19 protein-coding genes are annotated in these 15,936 nt (G+C 39.7%); 5 read left to right on the plus strand and 14 right to left on the minus strand.

Annotated features, from left to right (window positions below; all coding sequences use genetic code 11):
* Positions 1–49: 49 nt before the first annotated feature.
* From fdx to FTT91_RS05905, 8 genes are all read right to left on the minus strand, one after another.
* The gene (gene fdx, locus FTT91_RS05870) at positions 50–388 is read right to left on the minus strand and encodes an ISC system 2Fe-2S type ferredoxin (RefSeq protein WP_004976656.1); all 339 of its coding nucleotides are present in this window, start codon (positions 386–388) and stop codon (positions 50–52) included.
* A 15-nt stretch (positions 389–403) separates the two neighbouring features.
* Positions 404–2,263: a Fe-S protein assembly chaperone HscA gene (hscA, locus tag FTT91_RS05875; protein WP_179990815.1), complete on the minus strand. Its 1,860-nt coding sequence runs from the start codon at positions 2,261–2,263 to the stop codon at positions 404–406.
* A gap of 45 nt (positions 2,264–2,308) precedes the next feature.
* Positions 2,309–2,824: a Fe-S protein assembly co-chaperone HscB gene (gene hscB / locus FTT91_RS05880; RefSeq protein WP_004976652.1), complete on the minus strand. Its 516-nt coding sequence runs from the start codon at positions 2,822–2,824 to the stop codon at positions 2,309–2,311.
* Between the two features lie 99 nt (positions 2,825–2,923).
* The gene (gene iscA, locus FTT91_RS05885) at positions 2,924–3,244 is read right to left on the minus strand and encodes an iron-sulfur cluster assembly protein IscA (protein WP_004976650.1); all 321 of its coding nucleotides are present in this window, start codon (positions 3,242–3,244) and stop codon (positions 2,924–2,926) included.
* 36 nt (positions 3,245–3,280) lie between these two features.
* Entirely contained in the window at positions 3,281–3,667 is a 387-nt protein-coding gene (gene iscU, locus FTT91_RS05890) for a Fe-S cluster assembly scaffold IscU (protein ID WP_004976649.1), read from the minus strand.
* Between the two features lie 104 nt (positions 3,668–3,771).
* A complete protein-coding gene (locus FTT91_RS05895; protein WP_180169135.1) occupies positions 3,772–4,989 on the minus strand; it encodes an IscS subfamily cysteine desulfurase in 1,218 nt (405 codons plus the stop codon).
* 1 nt (position 4,990) lies between these two features.
* Positions 4,991–5,464, minus strand: a complete 474-nt coding sequence (locus FTT91_RS05900) for an Rrf2 family transcriptional regulator (protein WP_004976645.1) — start codon at positions 5,462–5,464, stop codon at positions 4,991–4,993.
* 123 nt (positions 5,465–5,587) lie between these two features.
* On the minus strand, positions 5,588–6,235 hold the full coding sequence (locus FTT91_RS05905) for a hypothetical protein (RefSeq protein ID WP_180169136.1): 648 nt from the start codon (positions 6,233–6,235) through the stop codon (positions 5,588–5,590).
* Positions 6,236–6,430: 195 nt separating this feature from the next.
* Here FTT91_RS05905 and FTT91_RS05910 point away from each other — a divergent pair, with 195 nt between their 5' ends.
* The 3 genes from FTT91_RS05910 (at position 6,431) to FTT91_RS05920 (ending at position 9,399) form a co-directional block, all read left to right on the plus strand.
* Complete coding sequence (locus FTT91_RS05910) at positions 6,431–6,898, plus strand: phasin family protein (protein WP_180169137.1); 468 nt, start codon at positions 6,431–6,433, stop codon at positions 6,896–6,898.
* Between the two features lie 225 nt (positions 6,899–7,123).
* Positions 7,124–7,396 carry an HU family DNA-binding protein gene (locus FTT91_RS05915; protein WP_004976639.1) on the plus strand — a complete coding sequence of 91 codons (273 nt, stop codon included), beginning with the start codon at positions 7,124–7,126 and terminating at the stop codon, positions 7,394–7,396.
* A 131-nt stretch (positions 7,397–7,527) separates the two neighbouring features.
* Positions 7,528–9,399, plus strand: a complete 1,872-nt coding sequence (locus tag FTT91_RS05920; protein WP_180169138.1) for a SurA N-terminal domain-containing protein — start codon at positions 7,528–7,530, stop codon at positions 9,397–9,399.
* A gap of 81 nt (positions 9,400–9,480) precedes the next feature.
* Here FTT91_RS05920 and FTT91_RS05925 read toward each other — a convergent pair whose 3' ends face one another.
* Positions 9,481–10,353 carry a DUF2797 domain-containing protein gene (locus FTT91_RS05925; protein ID WP_131261455.1) on the minus strand — a complete coding sequence of 291 codons (873 nt, stop codon included), beginning with the start codon at positions 10,351–10,353 and terminating at the stop codon, positions 9,481–9,483.
* Between the two features lie 34 nt (positions 10,354–10,387).
* Between FTT91_RS05925 and FTT91_RS05930 the strand changes: the two genes are divergently transcribed.
* Both FTT91_RS05930 and FTT91_RS05935 read left to right on the plus strand, forming a co-directional pair.
* Positions 10,388–10,879, plus strand: a complete 492-nt coding sequence (locus FTT91_RS05930; protein ID WP_180169139.1) for a DUF6231 family protein — start codon at positions 10,388–10,390, stop codon at positions 10,877–10,879.
* Positions 10,880–11,017: 138 nt separating this feature from the next.
* On the plus strand, positions 11,018–11,620 hold the full coding sequence (locus tag FTT91_RS05935) for a YidB family protein (protein WP_180072645.1): 603 nt from the start codon (positions 11,018–11,020) through the stop codon (positions 11,618–11,620).
* A gap of 62 nt (positions 11,621–11,682) precedes the next feature.
* On the opposite strand, the gene FTT91_RS05940 is transcribed toward FTT91_RS05935, so the two are convergent.
* The 5 genes from FTT91_RS05940 to FTT91_RS05960 form a co-directional block, all read right to left on the minus strand.
* Positions 11,683–12,756 (minus strand): porin, encoded by a 1,074-nt coding sequence (locus tag FTT91_RS05940; RefSeq protein ID WP_136144525.1) that lies wholly within the window; start codon positions 12,754–12,756, stop codon positions 11,683–11,685.
* 371 nt (positions 12,757–13,127) lie between these two features.
* Positions 13,128–13,541 carry an HIT family protein gene (locus tag FTT91_RS05945; protein WP_178867793.1) on the minus strand — a complete coding sequence of 138 codons (414 nt, stop codon included), beginning with the start codon at positions 13,539–13,541 and terminating at the stop codon, positions 13,128–13,130.
* Between the two features lie 38 nt (positions 13,542–13,579).
* Positions 13,580–13,849, minus strand: coding sequence for a YARHG domain-containing protein (locus FTT91_RS05950; RefSeq protein ID WP_136144520.1), 270 nt, complete (start codon positions 13,847–13,849; stop codon positions 13,580–13,582).
* A gap of 85 nt (positions 13,850–13,934) precedes the next feature.
* Positions 13,935–14,807 carry an NAD(P)-dependent oxidoreductase gene (locus FTT91_RS05955; RefSeq protein WP_096901444.1) on the minus strand — a complete coding sequence of 291 codons (873 nt, stop codon included), beginning with the start codon at positions 14,805–14,807 and terminating at the stop codon, positions 13,935–13,937.
* Between the two features lie 13 nt (positions 14,808–14,820).
* Positions 14,821–15,915 (minus strand): alpha/beta fold hydrolase, encoded by a 1,095-nt coding sequence (locus FTT91_RS05960; protein ID WP_131261453.1) that lies wholly within the window; start codon positions 15,913–15,915, stop codon positions 14,821–14,823.
* Positions 15,916–15,936 lie beyond the last annotated feature (21 nt).

Here is a 15,936-nt window from a genome sequence, read left to right on the forward strand (position 1 = left end):
AAAAAACTGCGCCGTAGCGCAGTTTTTTAGAATTAGCATCATTTTATGATTAATGATTTTCTGAAGCATGGTTAATGGTGTATTTTGGAATTTCGACTTCCAAGTCTTCATTGACCACTTTAACCTGACAAGATAAGCGTGAATCAGGCTCTAAACCCCAAGCACGGTCTAATAAGTCAGCTTCAACATCATCCATTTCTTCTAGGCTGTCAAAGCCTTTACGAACAACAACGTGGCAAGTGGTACATGCACAAGACATATCGCAAGCATGTTCAATTTTAATGCCATTTTCAAGTAAGCTTTCGCATAAGTTGGCATTTTGTTCGACTTCAAACTCAGCACCTTCTGGGCAGAATTGCGCATGTGGAAGTACTTTAATACGTGGCATAATCTTTACCTTAAATTAGTTTGAGTTTGACCAGTCGTCGAGTTTAGTGCCTTTAAGTGCTGTATCAATATGTTGATTCATACGAATTGCAGCAAAAGCATCACTGTGTATTTTAAGCTGTTCAACAGCATGTTCAATGGCTTTAATGTCTTGTCCAGTCAATTCGGCTTCCAACTGCGCTTTGGCAGTATTTAAAGCTTCTAATTGTTCTGGGCTTAATAGTTGTGCATCTACTTTTAAGGCTTGTTGTAAAGCTTCAAGTTCACGTTGTGCTTCAACTTTGGTTTCATGCAAATGACGCAATTGCTTGTCTTCTTCTGCATATTTGAAACCATCTAGCAGCAAACGCTCGGTATCTGCTTCAGATAAACCATAAGATGGCTTGATGTCGATATTTGCAGTCACACCAGAAGTGGTTTCTTTAGCAGAAACACTGAGCAAGCCATCAGCATCGACTTGGAACGTAACTTCAATGCGTGCCTGACCCGCAGTCATTGGTGGAATACCGTGTAGCACAAAACGACCTAAGCTACGACAATGTTCTACCAAATCACGCTCACCTTGTACCACATGAATCAACATGGCAGTTTGGCCATCTTGATAAGTGGTAAATTCTTGGCGACGTGCTACAGGAATTGCAGTATTGCGTGAAATTAAGCGTTCCACCAAACCGCCCATGGTTTCTAAACCCAAAGACAGTGGGGTAACGTCTAATAGCAACGAACCATCTTTGCTGTTACCAATTAGTTGATTGGCGGTAATTGATGCACCAATTGCAACCACTTCATCTGGGTTAATTGTGCATAATGGTTCTTGATTAAATACTTCACGAACAGCTTTTTGCACGGCATAAGAACGTGTTGAACCACCAACTAAAACTACATTTTGAATGTCATCTAGGTCAAGTTTGGCATCGCGTAATACACGTTTGCATACACTAATGGTTTTATCTAAAGCAACCTGAATAATACTTTCAAAGTTTGCGCGGTCTAATTGCAGCGTGTGCTCTAACAGTTTTAATTCAACACTTTCTGCATTGCTGAGCGCTTCTTTGGCTTTACGTGCAGACACAATAAAGTGTGCATATTCTGCATCATCTAAACTTTCAATATTCAGCTGTTTTTTTGCCCATTTTACAATCAGACGATCTAAGTCATCACCACCTAAAGCAGTGTGGCCGCCTGTGGCTAAAACTTCAAAAACACCTTGAGAGAAACGTAAAATAGAAACGTCAAACGTACCACCGCCCAAGTCGTAAATCACATAGTTACGGTCTTGAGCCAAGTTGGTGTCTTGATCTAAACCGTAGGCAACCGCTGCTGCAGTCGGTTCATTCAATAAACGCAATACTTTTAAACCTGCAAGCTCGGCAGCGTCACGTGTGGCTTGGCGTTGAGCTTCATCAAAATAAGCAGGAACAGTAATCACTGCACCATTTACAGGGTTTTGTAAGCTGGCTTCTGCGCGGTCTTTGAGTTGTTTAAGTAATTCTGCCGAAATTTCAACAGGTGTTTTACGGCCTTGAGCTGTTTCAAAAGCAGGCATTTGATTGTCTTCACCCACTAACGTGTATGGATGTTGAAATTTAATGTCCGCTTTAGAACGACCCATAAAACGCTTGACTGAAACAATCGTGTTTTTAGGGTCTGTAGTAATAAATGGCGCAGCAGCATTGCCATAATGTGTATTTTGCTCTGCATAATGGACGATAGAAGGCAGTAGCACGCGACCTTGCTCATCATGCAAGACTTTGGCTTTACCAGAAAGAACTGTGGCAACCAATGAATGAGTGGTGCCTAAGTCAATGCCAATCGCAATGCGATGTTCATGCGGTGCACTTGATTGACCTGGTTCTGCAATTTGCAAGAGCGCCATTATGTAAAATCCTTTGCCCGTTAAATATTAAAATACAAACTAAAATTAAAAATCATCGTCTAAATCAAAACTGTCATCATCAAGGAAACGATCTTCAGCTTTGTCTAGGTCAGCCATAACTTTCATGAAAAAGCGTAATTTACGCACAGTGTCACGCGCTTCTGCCCAATCTTCTTCGGCATAGTCAATTTTAAATTCACGGACTAAGCCATCAACCCATTGTTGTACTTCAACCTTTAATGACTGTAAGTCATCGGCACAGTTGGCATCATCCAATTGCTCACGAATTTCCAAGGCATCTTGTAAAAATTCAAAGTCATGGATGGATTGATCGAGATGATAATCTTGCTTTTTCAATGAGAGTAAATATGCAGCACGACTGTCTACCGCAGAGAGTTGTTTAAACGCCTGATTAATTTTACTAGATTTAATCAAGGCTTGATCTTTGTCTTCGGCTTTGTCGGGGTGATATTGCTGCTGTAGCTTTAAAAATTCAGCTTTTAAAGTAGCGAAATCAATATCGAGTGCAACAGGAAGATTAAACAACTCAAAATGATTCATGGGAGATGGAATCCGCGATTAGTGTGCAAAATTGGCTGCATAAATGCAATTAAAACAGTGTATTGTACACTGTTTTAAGCTAAAAAGAGGGAGGTGGCGTTATACCGTGAACGATTCACCGCAGCCACATTCACCTTTTTTATTGGGGTTGTTAAACTCGAAACCTTCGTTTAAACCATTTTTGACATAGTCCATTTCCATGCCATCTAGGTAAACTAGGCTTTTAGGATCAACGAAAACTTTAACACCAAACTGTTCAAACATTTGGTCGTGCGTATCGACTTCATCTACAAATTCGAGTACATAAGCCAAACCAGAACAGCCTGAAGTTTTCACACCAACGCGAATACCTTGACCCTTACCGCGATTCTTTAAGTAATTGCTGATATGAGTTGCAGCATTTTCAGTTAAATTGATCATGAAAACTCCGTTTGTTTTTCCACAAAACTTAGCAAATTAAGCTTTGGTCTTTTTGCTGCGATAGTCTTCTACAGCAGCTTTAATTGCATCTTCTGCCAATACAGAGCAGTGTACTTTCACTGGTGGAAGGGCAAGTTCGGTAGCAATATCAATGTTCTTGATCGCTTGTGCTTCATCTAAAGTTTTACCTTTAAGCCACTCAGTAACCAAAGAACTTGAAGCAATGGCAGAACCACAACCATAAGTTTTGAAACGTGCTTCTTCAATCACGCCTTCGTCATTCACTTGAATTTGCAGACGCATTACATCGCCACATGCAGGTGCGCCCACCATACCTGTACCAACGTTTTCAGCATTTTTGTCTAAAACGCCAACATTACGAGGGTTTTCGTAATGATCAATTACTTTATCGCTATAAGCCATGTCGCTTCTCCAAACCTCGGGGTCAGCCTTAATATAAATATGGGGGTGAAATTACCTTTATCAATCTAATGGCTTCCTGTCAAAGCCATTAGATTTGGGATGAATTAGTGTTCAGTCCATTCTACTTTAGAAAGGTCAATCCCTTCTTTATACATATCCCAAAGCGGTGAAAGTTCACGTAACTTTTCAACAGCAGCTTTAGTCACAGTTAGGACATGATCAATATCTTCTTCAGTGGTGTATTTACCAAAACTGAAACGAATTGAGCTGTGTGCAAGTTCGTCTGAAAGACCTAGTGCACGTAATACATAAGATGGCTCTAAAGTCGCTGAAGTACACGCAGAACCTGAAGATACCGCAGCATCTTTAAGAGACATCATTAAAGATTCACCTTCAACAAAGTTGAAGCTGACGTTTAAATAGTTGGCTACGTTTAGTGTTGGGTGACCATTCAGGAAAACTTGTTCCATGGTGTTCAAGCCATTCCAAAGTTTGTCGCGCAATACACGTAAACGGGCTTGTTCAGAAGCCAAGTTTTTGCCTGCAAGTTCAAATGCTTCGCCCATACCTACAATTTGGTGGGTTGCAAGTGTGCCTGAACGCATGCCACGCTCATGACCGCCACCATGCATTTGTGCTTTTAAGCGTACGCGTGGACTGCGGCGTACAAATAGCGCACCAATACCTTTAGGGCCATAGATTTTGTGTGCAGAGAAGCTCATTAAGTCTACTTTTAAGGTAGATAAATCAATTTCTACCTTACCTGCAGCTTGCGCAGCATCAACGTGGAAGAAGATTTTTTTGGCACGGGTGATTTCGCCAATTGCAGCGACATCGGTAATCGTACCAATTTCGTTATTGACCATCATCAACGACACTAAAATTGTGTCTGGACGAATTGCCGCTTCAACCATTTCAGGTGTAATTAAACCTGTTCGTGGTTGTGGCTCTAAGTACGTGATTTCAAAACCTTCAGATTCAAGCTCACGGCAGGTATCTAAAATGGCTTTGTGTTCAATTTTAGAGGTAATAATGTGTTTGCCTTTAGACGAATAGAATTGTGCTACGCCTTTTAGTGCAAGGTTATCTGATTCTGTTGCACCAGAAGTCCACACGATTTCACGTGGGTCTGCTTTGATCAAGTTCGCAACTTGTTCACGTGCATATTCAACTTTTTCTTCTGCTTGCCAGCCATAAGCGTGCGAACGAGAAGCGGCATTACCGAAAGTCCCATCAAAAGTCAGGCACTCCATCATGCGTTCTGCAACTTGAGGATCTACAGGAGTGGTTGCTGCGTAGTCAAGATAAATTGGACGTTTCATGTCAAATACCTGTAACCGATAACAGAGCTGAATCAAACGGTGCTGTGTTCTGGCGAATGGCAACAGTTTGTACGTTGTCACGCGCAACTAAATCAGCAAGTGAGATTTTAGCGAGATAGTCGGCAATATGATGGGAGAGTTCCTGCCATAAGTCGTGAGTCAAGCACATTGCACCATTTTGACAGTTGCCTTTATGGTCGCAACGCGTTGCATCAACAGTTTCGTTTACGGCTTCAATGATTTCTAGCACAGTGATTTCATTTGCACTACGTGCTAAATGGTAACCACCGTTAGCACCGCGAACACTAGACACTAAGCCGTGGCGCTTAAGTTTTGCGAATAACTGCTCAAGATAAGCAACAGAAATAGTTTGACGGGCTGCAATTTCAGCAAGCGTGATCGTTTGTTCAGTTGGCTGCAAAGCTAAATCAAGTAGAGCAGTCACTGCGTAGCGACCGCGAGTTGTTAAGCGCATGATTCGATACACATGATTAGACTAGATATGGGTATTCTATGAATCCCGACTAAATTAGTCAAGTATTTTATTGTGATATTGTGCGCGAGGATTTACGCTGTTTTTCTTAATATTTTAATGCGTTTAAACGATCCATAAATTATACACTAATAACGTAATTAATAGTACTGTTATTACACCAAAGACGATGTTAATGCGCTTTTGACGACGTTCAATCCGACGAATACGGTTTTTATGCTGTTTAAGCTCAACTTGTAGGGTGTTGATCTTAGAGCGTTGTTCATCAATTTTGTCTAAAAGTGGGGCAATGCGCTTTTTAGAACCAATCACTTCTTGTTCTTGCGGTGCTTCTTTCAGCCATTGTTTCCAGTCAGCTAAAACTTTGGGTGCACTAAAATGCAAAATTAGATCACGAAACTCATCTTTAAGGGTAATGTCACCATCTATACGCATGTGTTTAATACTGCGACGATTACCTAAAATAAAGATTTTAAATAAATCTATGAGGGTGGTGCGCACATCTAAATCGACAGCTTGTTCAGGTGCGTTGCTGTCAAATAAGATGCCGTTTGGATTGAATTCCACGTAAATGTCGAAATAAGGAATATAGCTATTAATTTTAATGGTGATTTTCTGGTCGACAAACTTTTTAGCCTGCAAAGCGACCACACGATCATGTTTTAGAATAAAGCTAAAAATTGTTTCCAGCACAATCATGAGCATGGTCAGCAACAAATGTGGATTACTTTGTCTTTGTTGCGAATCACTCATAAAATCAAGTCCCTAAATCTAAAGTTGAATTCCTTGTTTTGCGCTTCGTTGAGAATACATTCTAAGAAGCGCAGCGAATAATCTTGCTTTGTAGAACAGTTTAGCAAAACGATCAAGTATTTAATTTGCTATTATGAAAGCATTTTGTAGGTTTATTACATTTATGTGCGCATAAAATAAGCAGGAGAGAGGTTCATGGAAAAAACGACGGATAGCGTAGAAGAGCATTTGGTTGAACCAGAAACCACATTGAAAAATAAAGATAAATTACGCTCAGGACGTAAATCATCACTCGATTTTCGTAAATATACCAAGCAAATTTGGCTAGCAGGTTTAGGTGCATTTTCACGCGCAGAAGAAGAAGGCAATAAATTGTTTGACTCTCTGGTCAAGGTGGGTGAGGAATTAGAATCTAAAACTACAGAAATTGCCGATCAAACAGTTGAAAAAGTGTCTGAAAAAGCCAAAGAGTCGGTCATTGATACTAAAGATAAAGTTGAGCGTTTAATTGACCATAGCGTCAATCATTCTTTAAATAGAATTGGCTTGGTGACAGCAAAAGACCTACAACATTTGGAGCAATTGGTACTGCAATTACATGCCAAAGTCGATGCGTTGATTGAAGAAAATAAACCATTAAAAGAAGATGTTGCGAAAAAGTAATTCTGTGGAAAGGGGGGCTTAAAGGATGTTGCTTTATTATACATCGGGTATTTTAGGGCAAAACTGAATAGAGGCTAACAGTTCCATCGTTTTTACCATTTATTTTGCATAAAAGCGTGCAGGGAGTATTGCTTTTACCCTCAAAGCATTGCTATAAAGGCGTTACGGTAATTTAAATTAAATCTCTGGACCTTAAATAAACGATATTAAGAGGACGTAATTTTCATGAATAAATCAGAATTAATCGATGCAATTGCAGAGAAAGGGGGATTGTCTAAGACTGATGCAGGTAAGGCCTTAGACGCAACAATTGCTTCTATTACTGAAGCGCTTAAAGCGGGTGATACTGTAACCCTCGTTGGTTTTGGTACATTTAATGTGAAAGAGCGTGCTGCTCGCACAGGTCGTAACCCACAAACAGGTGCTACACTTGAAATTAAAGCAAGCAAAGTACCAAGCTTTAAAGCGGGTAAAGGTTTAAAAGATTCAGTAGCATAATCTTTTAAAATGCCAAGAAAGCGCGCCAATTGGCGCGTTTTTTATTAATAATGTCAATAAACGGCTTCAACGCATTCATTCGTTGAGGGTTTTCAGTTAAAATCTCGCACAAATAAAATATTGGAATACTTATGGAATCTTTTCGTAAAGTTATTAAGGGTTGGTTGGGCAAAGTTTTGCTCGTCTTGTTCTTGACCCCTTTAGCACTTGTAGGTATTGAAGGATATTTTAGTGGAGGTCAGTCTGAAGACACTGCACAAACAGTCAATGGTCAGCAAATTTCAAAACGAGAATTAGATAATCTGACCAATTCCTTGAAAGAACAATACTTGGCCTATACCAATGGTGATGAAACACTATTGAATCAAAATTATATTCAAAACAAAGCCAAAGATACGTTGGTTGCACGTACCTTGTTATTACAACAAGCTGAGAAATTAGGGATTTCTTTGAGCGATGCACAAATTGAACAAATGATTGCACAGCAACCGAATTTCCAACAAGATGGCAAGTTTTCTGAAAGCTTGTATGCGAACTATCTGCAATCTGTAGGCATGACCAATCAGGCGCTTGTGGCAAATTTACGCCAAGACCATGCGTTAAAAATGCTGAGTGCTAGCTTTACCGATTATGCTTTAGTTAGCCCGTCTGATATTCAGCAAATTGCCAATTTACAAACCCAGCAACGTACTTTGCATTTATCTAGCATTAAGTTAGATGACTACAAGAAAAACATCACCACAAATGCACAAGAGATTGCTGCGTATTATGAACAGCACGCCAATGCCTTTAAACAGGTTGCTAGCGTTGATGTCGATTACATTGTGGTGACTCCAGCCAATATTGCACCTGCAAATACGGCTGTCACTGACGCAGAGTTACAACAGGCTTATCAAAAGTTTGTCGAAACTCAAAAAGGTGCTGCTGTACCGACAGTGAAACATATTTTAATCACCACCGATGCGCGTGATGATGCCGCAGCTAAAAAACTTGCAGAGCAAGCCGCAGCTGAAATTAAGCAAGGTACAAGCTTTACTGCAGCTGCACAAAAGTATTCGGATGATCCTGAGTCTAAAGCCAAAGGTGGTGAGGTTGCAGGTTATGAAGCAGGCGTATTTGGCGATGCCTTTGACAAAGCCGTGGGTAGCTTAAAATCTGGTGAAGTATCACAGCCGATTAAAACTCAATATGGCTATCATGTGATTCAAACAGAAGGTGCTACAGTTCAAGTCCCTGCGTTTGAAACTCAAAAAGCACGTTTAATGGCAGAGTTGCAAAAAGCCAAAACTGAAAATGCGTATACCGATACCATCAACAGCTTAAATGAATTGGTGGTGAGTAGTGATGCTTTAGATGTTGTGGCAGAAGAAGTGAAAACGGCCAAAGTCGAATCTGTTAATGGTTTAACTTTGGCGGCGCAGCATCCTGTTTTAAGCCAGCCATCTGTCAAAGTTAAATTGTTTAATGATGATGTGAAAAATGGCGATCGCAACGCATCGAGTAACATTACTTTAGCCAATGGCGATGTGGTATGGGTGAAAGTGCGTAATTACCATGCCGCAGGTGTGCAAACTTTAGAAGAAGCAACACCCCGCGTAAAAGCTAAACTGATTGAGAAAAAAGCCTTTGATGCAGCGAAAAAAGATATTCAAGCTGCGTTGGATGCCTTTAAAACTCAACCTGCAGCGACCGTTTTGGCGAAAAACCAAATCCGTTTTGAAAATGCAGGCACATTCACCCGTGCAGATGGTTTGTTAAAGCGTGAAATTGAACGTGCTGCATTTGGTGTGCTTGCGCCTAAAGATGGTATGTGGTCAGTAACAACAGCATCTATACCAAATGAATTGGTGGTGGTAGCTGTATCAAATGTAAACGATACTACATCGAATGCTTTAACGCCTGAGCAACTGAAAGAGTTAGCGCAGTTGTATCAACAATTACGTGCTCAACAAGAGCTAGATGACTATACGCAATATTTGAAATCGAAAGCGAAAATCAAATAAGTGATGAACATCTACAAAAAAACCAGCAAATTTGCTGGTTTTTTTGTGCATCTAAAATGATTAAGTAAGCAGTTTCAAGATTTATTCAGCGCGAATTTTTAGCTCATAACCTGTGTATTTACGAATGTTGATGACACCTGTATCCAAGATTAAATATTGCCCTTTAATTCCTTGCAGTTTGCCGCGAATGATTGGGGTTTTATCTAAGTTATGCGATTTAATTTTCTCAGGATACTGTTCTACAGGGTACACAAATTCACGCGGAAGTTCCTGATCTAAAAGCTCTACCGTTTCGTTGAATTCAAGGTTTTGACTAAACTCATCACGAATGGTCTGAATTTTAGGCGCAAACTCTTCAATCAGTTGTTCACGCACTTCAATTAGGTTTAGCGGCTCTGCTTCGCCTTTGAGTAGTTTGCGCCAGTCGGTTTTATCTGCGACTTGTGTACCAAACATAACTTCCAATTGCCCAGATAAACGGCGTGAGCCGACTTTCATAATTGGCAAGGCTTGAGTTGCGCCCTGATCTAGCCAACGTGTTGGCATTTGACCTAAACGGGTGATTCCCACTTTTAAAGCACTTGAATTGGCTAAATATACGATGTGCGGTTGAAAGCAGACTTCTTGAGCAAAACTATCTTCACGACAGGTACCTAAATGATAGTGACAGGTCTCAGGCTTCATGATGCACATATCGCAAGATGCTTTGGTTTTAAAACACTTGAAACAATGTCCTTGCGAATAGGATTTTGGTGTTTTCACACCACAAGAAACACAATAAATATTGCCCGTCCATTCCAGTTCAAGTTCTTGCCCAAGCTGAAAAGGCAGGTCAATTTCTGCACGGTCTAGAATAAATTTATATTCAACATTTGCCTTGTGTACCTGTTCATCAGTTACACTATGGTCCTTAAGACCTGCGTGCATTTTATGGCAAATGCCTTGTAGTTCCATAAGAATACTCTCTCGAAAATGAAGGAATGCAGTGATGGCTGAAATGCGTTTAATTCAAGCATTAATTGATGATTTATCTCAACAACAGCCAATTTCTACTGCATTGTGTATAGGGCAAAATATTGAAGCAAGCCCGAAGCATAACAATCAAGCGGATGATCAGTCAGCTATCCAATGGCAGTATTTTAGCGCATTGGCATTTTTAAATCTGCCTTTTACCCAACGTTTTGATTTGGCAGTTGTATTTTTGGATGCTACTGATTTTGATTTGCAGACGCCACAACACACATCACAAATTTTGGTGAAGCTCCGTGACTTATTGGCAAAGCATATTGTGGTGATTGCTGCGCATGAAGATGAGCAATTGCTTAGAGCGCTTGGTTTTACGCAATTGATTGAACATCGCTTTGAGCAGCATCATTTGTGCTTATGGCAATTTAATATTTTGACTTATAAGCACGTGCCTGATTGGTTTAATTCTAAGTTTTGGGCAAACCCTGAAAATTGGGATAAATTCCGTTGGTAAGTGGTGCATTAAACTCATAAAAACCTAATAATGATAACTGCTTAACAAATTTAGAATATTGTAAAATTTAACAATTTCAAGTGCGCAATTCAGTCAAAACTTCGTATGCTGTCATAAGGGCATTATGAGGAAAATAAAATGACCAATTTAAGCAATATTGTTGAAATTTTAGCAAAGCAGGCATTGGGCGCGAATCAGCAATCTAATCAATCTCAAGGTGGATTGGGTGGTATTTTAGGTTCGGTTTTGGGGCAACTTGGTGGTAATAACCAACAATCTGCGCAAGGCGGTTTGGGTGGAATTCTTGGTTCGGTACTTGGTCAGTTGGGTGGGCAACAACAGCGTTCTGCTACAGGTGCTTCAGGTACACAAAGTTTATTGATTGCAGTTTTGCCTTTGGTGTTGGCATGGATTCAAAAACAGGGTGGCTTGCAAGGTGCTTTGGATAAACTAAAAGGACAAGGCTTAACCAGTCAGGTGGATGACTGGGTGTCTACAGGCCCAGGTGAGAATGCACATGTAGGTGCTGAACAAGTACAAAGTTTATTTGATGATGCCGATGTAGAGCAGGTCGCGCAGCAAACTCAGGCACCAAAGCAAGATATTTATAGTGCAATTTCTACAGTATTGCCGCAAATTATTGATTCATTGACACCACAAGGTGAGCAAACCAGTAAACAAGAAGCCAACGACGATATTCAACAAGTCATGAATTTAGTGTCTGGGTTTTTAAAGCGTTAAATTTAAGAAAAAATAAAAGGGCATAAGCCCTTTTATTTGTAGAATTCACTTTAATCTTAAGATTAGAAGTTATATTCCATACCTAAACCAAATACCGTTTTGTTATCTTCTTCAAGATCTACACCAGTAATATCAAGTTTTTGTTGTGCAAGAACACCGTAGAAACGAGTTTGTTTATTGAGGTTGTAGTCAATACCGATACCATATTGGTCAATGGTGATATCACCATCAAATGCGTCAGCTGTAGTTTCAGCAGTTTGGTATTGAGCTTTAACAACCCATGGTGTGTTGCCAACTTTATATGTTGAGCTAAGTAACCAAGCTTTTTCTTCTAAACCTTCAAGACCTACAATTTTGTCAGTTGGTTCTGCTTGTTGGTAAAGAGCACCAAGTACTAAACCGTTTACACCTACTTTGCTAAAATCGTAAGAACCAGTCACACGTACAGCATCTGAATATAGTTTTTTATCTACTCCAGCGTATTTACCTTCAACGCCAAAGTTACCTGCTAGTGCAAGAGCGATACCAACATCTTTATTATCATAAGTCAAAGAAGTAGAGATAGAATCACCAAAACCATCGCGTTTTCCTTTTTGACCAGATGTGGCATAGTCTTTAGTTGCATCTTCACCTTGTTGCGCTAGGATATTAAATTGTAAGCCACCTAGCATTTTTTTGTCTGTTTCAAACCCTATAGAGTTTTTAAGACGATCTTCACCATACATCATGTTTGTGATATCAAGGGTGTGATCATTAAAGATATCTTGGTATTTTCCAGCAGCATTTTTGAAATAAGAATCAAAAATACCAGCTTTTAAAGTACCTACATTTTCAAACTTTAAACCACCAAAAAGATTACGTTTTTTGAAAGTTTGAGCATCATTTTCATCACCATCAGCACTGATTTCCCATTCAGCCACATAAACTGCTGATACATTTTCAGTTAATTTTTCTTCGCCTTTAACCCCAATACGAGAAGCGTTAGAATTTAATTCAGTGACATCTTGATCTTTTTCAAAATCATCATTTTGAATTTGGTCAACCGATAGATTGATCTTACCATACAAAGTTGGTGCTGCTTGTGCTGCGCTTACACCCATTGCTGCAACAGTAGCTGCTAGAAGCAATTTTTTCATCAAGATTTCTCCAAAACACTTTTAAAAATGGCATTCGCCTTGCTTTCTTATTTAGTTAGCTTGTGTACAAAAAGTTACACAAGCTCACCAACTTGCTAAGCAGTATCTGTAAACTTTGTGACATTGAAGTGAAGAAAAAATTACAATTTGATGACGGGTAATAAAATGTAATAAATAGACTTCTTGCGTTAGTGACATTTTAATCACCCGAAAGCTATATTTTATTAGCTTTTAGCCAATTCAAAAATTAGATAAAACTATACTTTCGCAAGAGATCTAATAATTGTGATTTATTTTTAAGTATTTGAATTGTATTTAAATAAAAAATGGAGCAGTTGCTCCATTCATTTTGTATGACATTTTTGAAATATTTAAAGCGCTGCTTTAATTTTTTCCGCTTGAGCTTTAATTTTTTCTTGGTCGCCCATTTGTGCAGCATGTTTCCCAAGTTGATGGACCGATGTTGGAATTAAGTGAAAATGCACGTGGGGGACAGTTTGACCTGCGCTTGTACCTGACAATTGCATTAACACGATACCATCTACACCCAAAGCTTGCTGCATTGCTTTTGCAATTTTTTGCACAATTTGAATGGTATATGCTGCTGCATCTGCAGGTAAGTCCAGTAAAGTCACTGCAGGCGTTTTAGGAATCACGAGAGTGTGACCATCGGCTTGCGGCATGATGTCCATAAACGCAAGAACTTGGTCATCTTCATACACTTTAATTGCAGGAAGCTCGCCACGTAGAATTCTTGCAAAAATATTTTGATCATCGTAAGCCATTATGATTCCTTAAATTCAGCTTTGATATTTCAGAACGGTTATTTACAGTTCAGTTCTTTTTGACGTTCTTTGATTGCGTCAAGACGTTGTTGTTCTTTTTCAGAAAACTTAGGTTTGGTTGTATAGCAGTTGTCATTACCAAAACGTGCTTTAGCTTCTGGGTCTTTGAAGCAGAACCCTTTAGATGCATAAATAACATCGTGGTCATTTTTCAGTTTCTGACATTCTTGTTCAGATGCAAAAGCAGTTGAACTTGCCCCAATTAAAGTTGCAAGGCTTGCAAATACGGCAATGCTAAACTTGTTCATAAGAGTTTCCTCTATTTAATGATGGTGTGACTAGCCACTTAATACACATTATTGGGTTTATGGCTGTATATTCAATGGCGAGTTCTTACTCTAGGGTAATATTACTCCATAATTCATACATTTTCACAGCAGTGGAAAAATCACTGTCTTTTTCTGCGGTTAAATTCGCTGCTTGAATCAGGCTTTGGGTTAAAGCCAATACAGGTGCAGGCAAAGCTGCTTCATGGACTAAATCTAATGCGATACCTGTGTCTTTAGCCAGTAAAGGGAGTGCAAAAGTATTTGGAAAAGCGCGATTCAGTACTCGCTGCGGCAAAATCATTTCCGTTACTGCGCTTTTACCACTTGAAGCATTTATGCATTGCAAGGCCTGATTTAAGTTTACGCCATGTGCTTTTAAGGTGGTAAAACCTTCAGCTGCAGCACACAAACTCACTGCCATTAACATATTATTCACCGCTTTTACGGCAAAGCCAGCACCAGGTTCACCCACATGCTGAATCACTTTACCAAAAGCCTGAATTGCAGGTAGGGCTTTTTCAAAAGCAGCAGCTTTACCGCCAATCATGACTGTTAATGTGGCATTTTCTGCACCAATGGTTTGTCCGCTTACAGGTGCATCTAAAAAGTCGATCTGTTGTGCTTCAAGTTGTTGTACCAATTTTTTAGCACTTTCGGGTACGCCACTGGTGCAATCGACCCAGACTGAACCTGCTTTAAGTTGAACTTGTGCAATCAGGTTTTCAACTTCGGTACTGGTGGGCAAGCAAGAAAAAATAATATCTGCTTGCACCGCTTGAGCCAATTCAACCGCTTGTGTGCCATATTCAGCAGCATGTTGCTCGGCTTTGGCAAAGTTACGATTCCAGACATAGACCGTATCAAAATGTTTAGGTAAATGGGCTGCCATGCGGTAGCCCATTGCGCCTAAGCCAATAAATGCAACAGATTGAATCATGTTTTTGCTCTCTTTATGCAATTTTGCTGGATCGTTGTTCTAACCATGTGGTCAATTTAGGCCAAAATTCATTGGCACTTTTTTGACTGGACATTAAACCTAAATGCCCGCCAGGAATAAGAGTAAACGTGACATCGGTACTACTTGTCAATTCACATAAAGGTTGAGCAGCTTCAGCAGTGACAATTTGATCGCTATCACCCGCACCGACCAAAAGTGAACAATGAATATTTTTAAGGTCTATCTGATGTTGTTTGAGTTGAATATGACCTTGTTTGAGTGGGTTTTGCAGCCATACATTCAATACCATGTCCTGATTAATCCCACCCGGATAATCAATCATATTATTTAAAAAATTGGCTAAAGTTGCGTTTTCATGCAAGGTTTGTAAGTCGTGCAGATTCGACAGCATCTGTTTATTGCTTTCCAGCCATGCTCTAGGGTCTAAAATCTTAAAACCAATCGCATTGATTAAACCCGGTGTATGAATTAAATGCTTTGGAATTTTTCCTGAATAAAAGGCATGTTGCAATTTGGGATATTTAGAAATCAGTTGATTGGTCAGTTGAAAGAGTTTACCAACCCGCCCCGAAGCATAGCTATCTACAGGGCTACCCAAAACCATCAAGTTTTTAATATGAGTTGTTTGTTGGTCGGCGGTATAAAGCATGGCAAAAATACCCGCCATACTCCAACCATGTAGTGAAATTTGTTCGACTTTGGCGTGTTGTAAAATGAGTTGAATACAATTAGGGATTGCATCCTGAATAAAAGCCATAAAATTTAAATGACAATGTTGATAGGTCAATTGTCCCCAATCAACCAAATACACATCAAAACCGCTATGCTGAAAATGTTTCACTAAAGAGCGATAAGGATATAAGTCATAAATCGACATGGTAATTGCTAAAGGCGCAACAAAAACCAGCGGCTCTTTATATTGCTTATCTGGCGAAGCGTAATAGCGAATCTGCGCATACTTATAACGTGCCACGATGTCGTATGGCGTGGTCTGAGATAAGATCAAATCACGGCTTTTAAATAAGCGAGTGCTGAGGTTTTTAAGCTTTTTTCGGTGCGGATTAAATTTTCTTTGTAGCTGATTCATGAGGTGTTCCATCACACGTGG

Source organism: Acinetobacter sp. YH12021, from assembly GCF_013420145.1.
In the GTDB taxonomy this organism is placed as follows: Bacteria; Pseudomonadota; Gammaproteobacteria; order Pseudomonadales; family Moraxellaceae; genus Acinetobacter; species Acinetobacter towneri.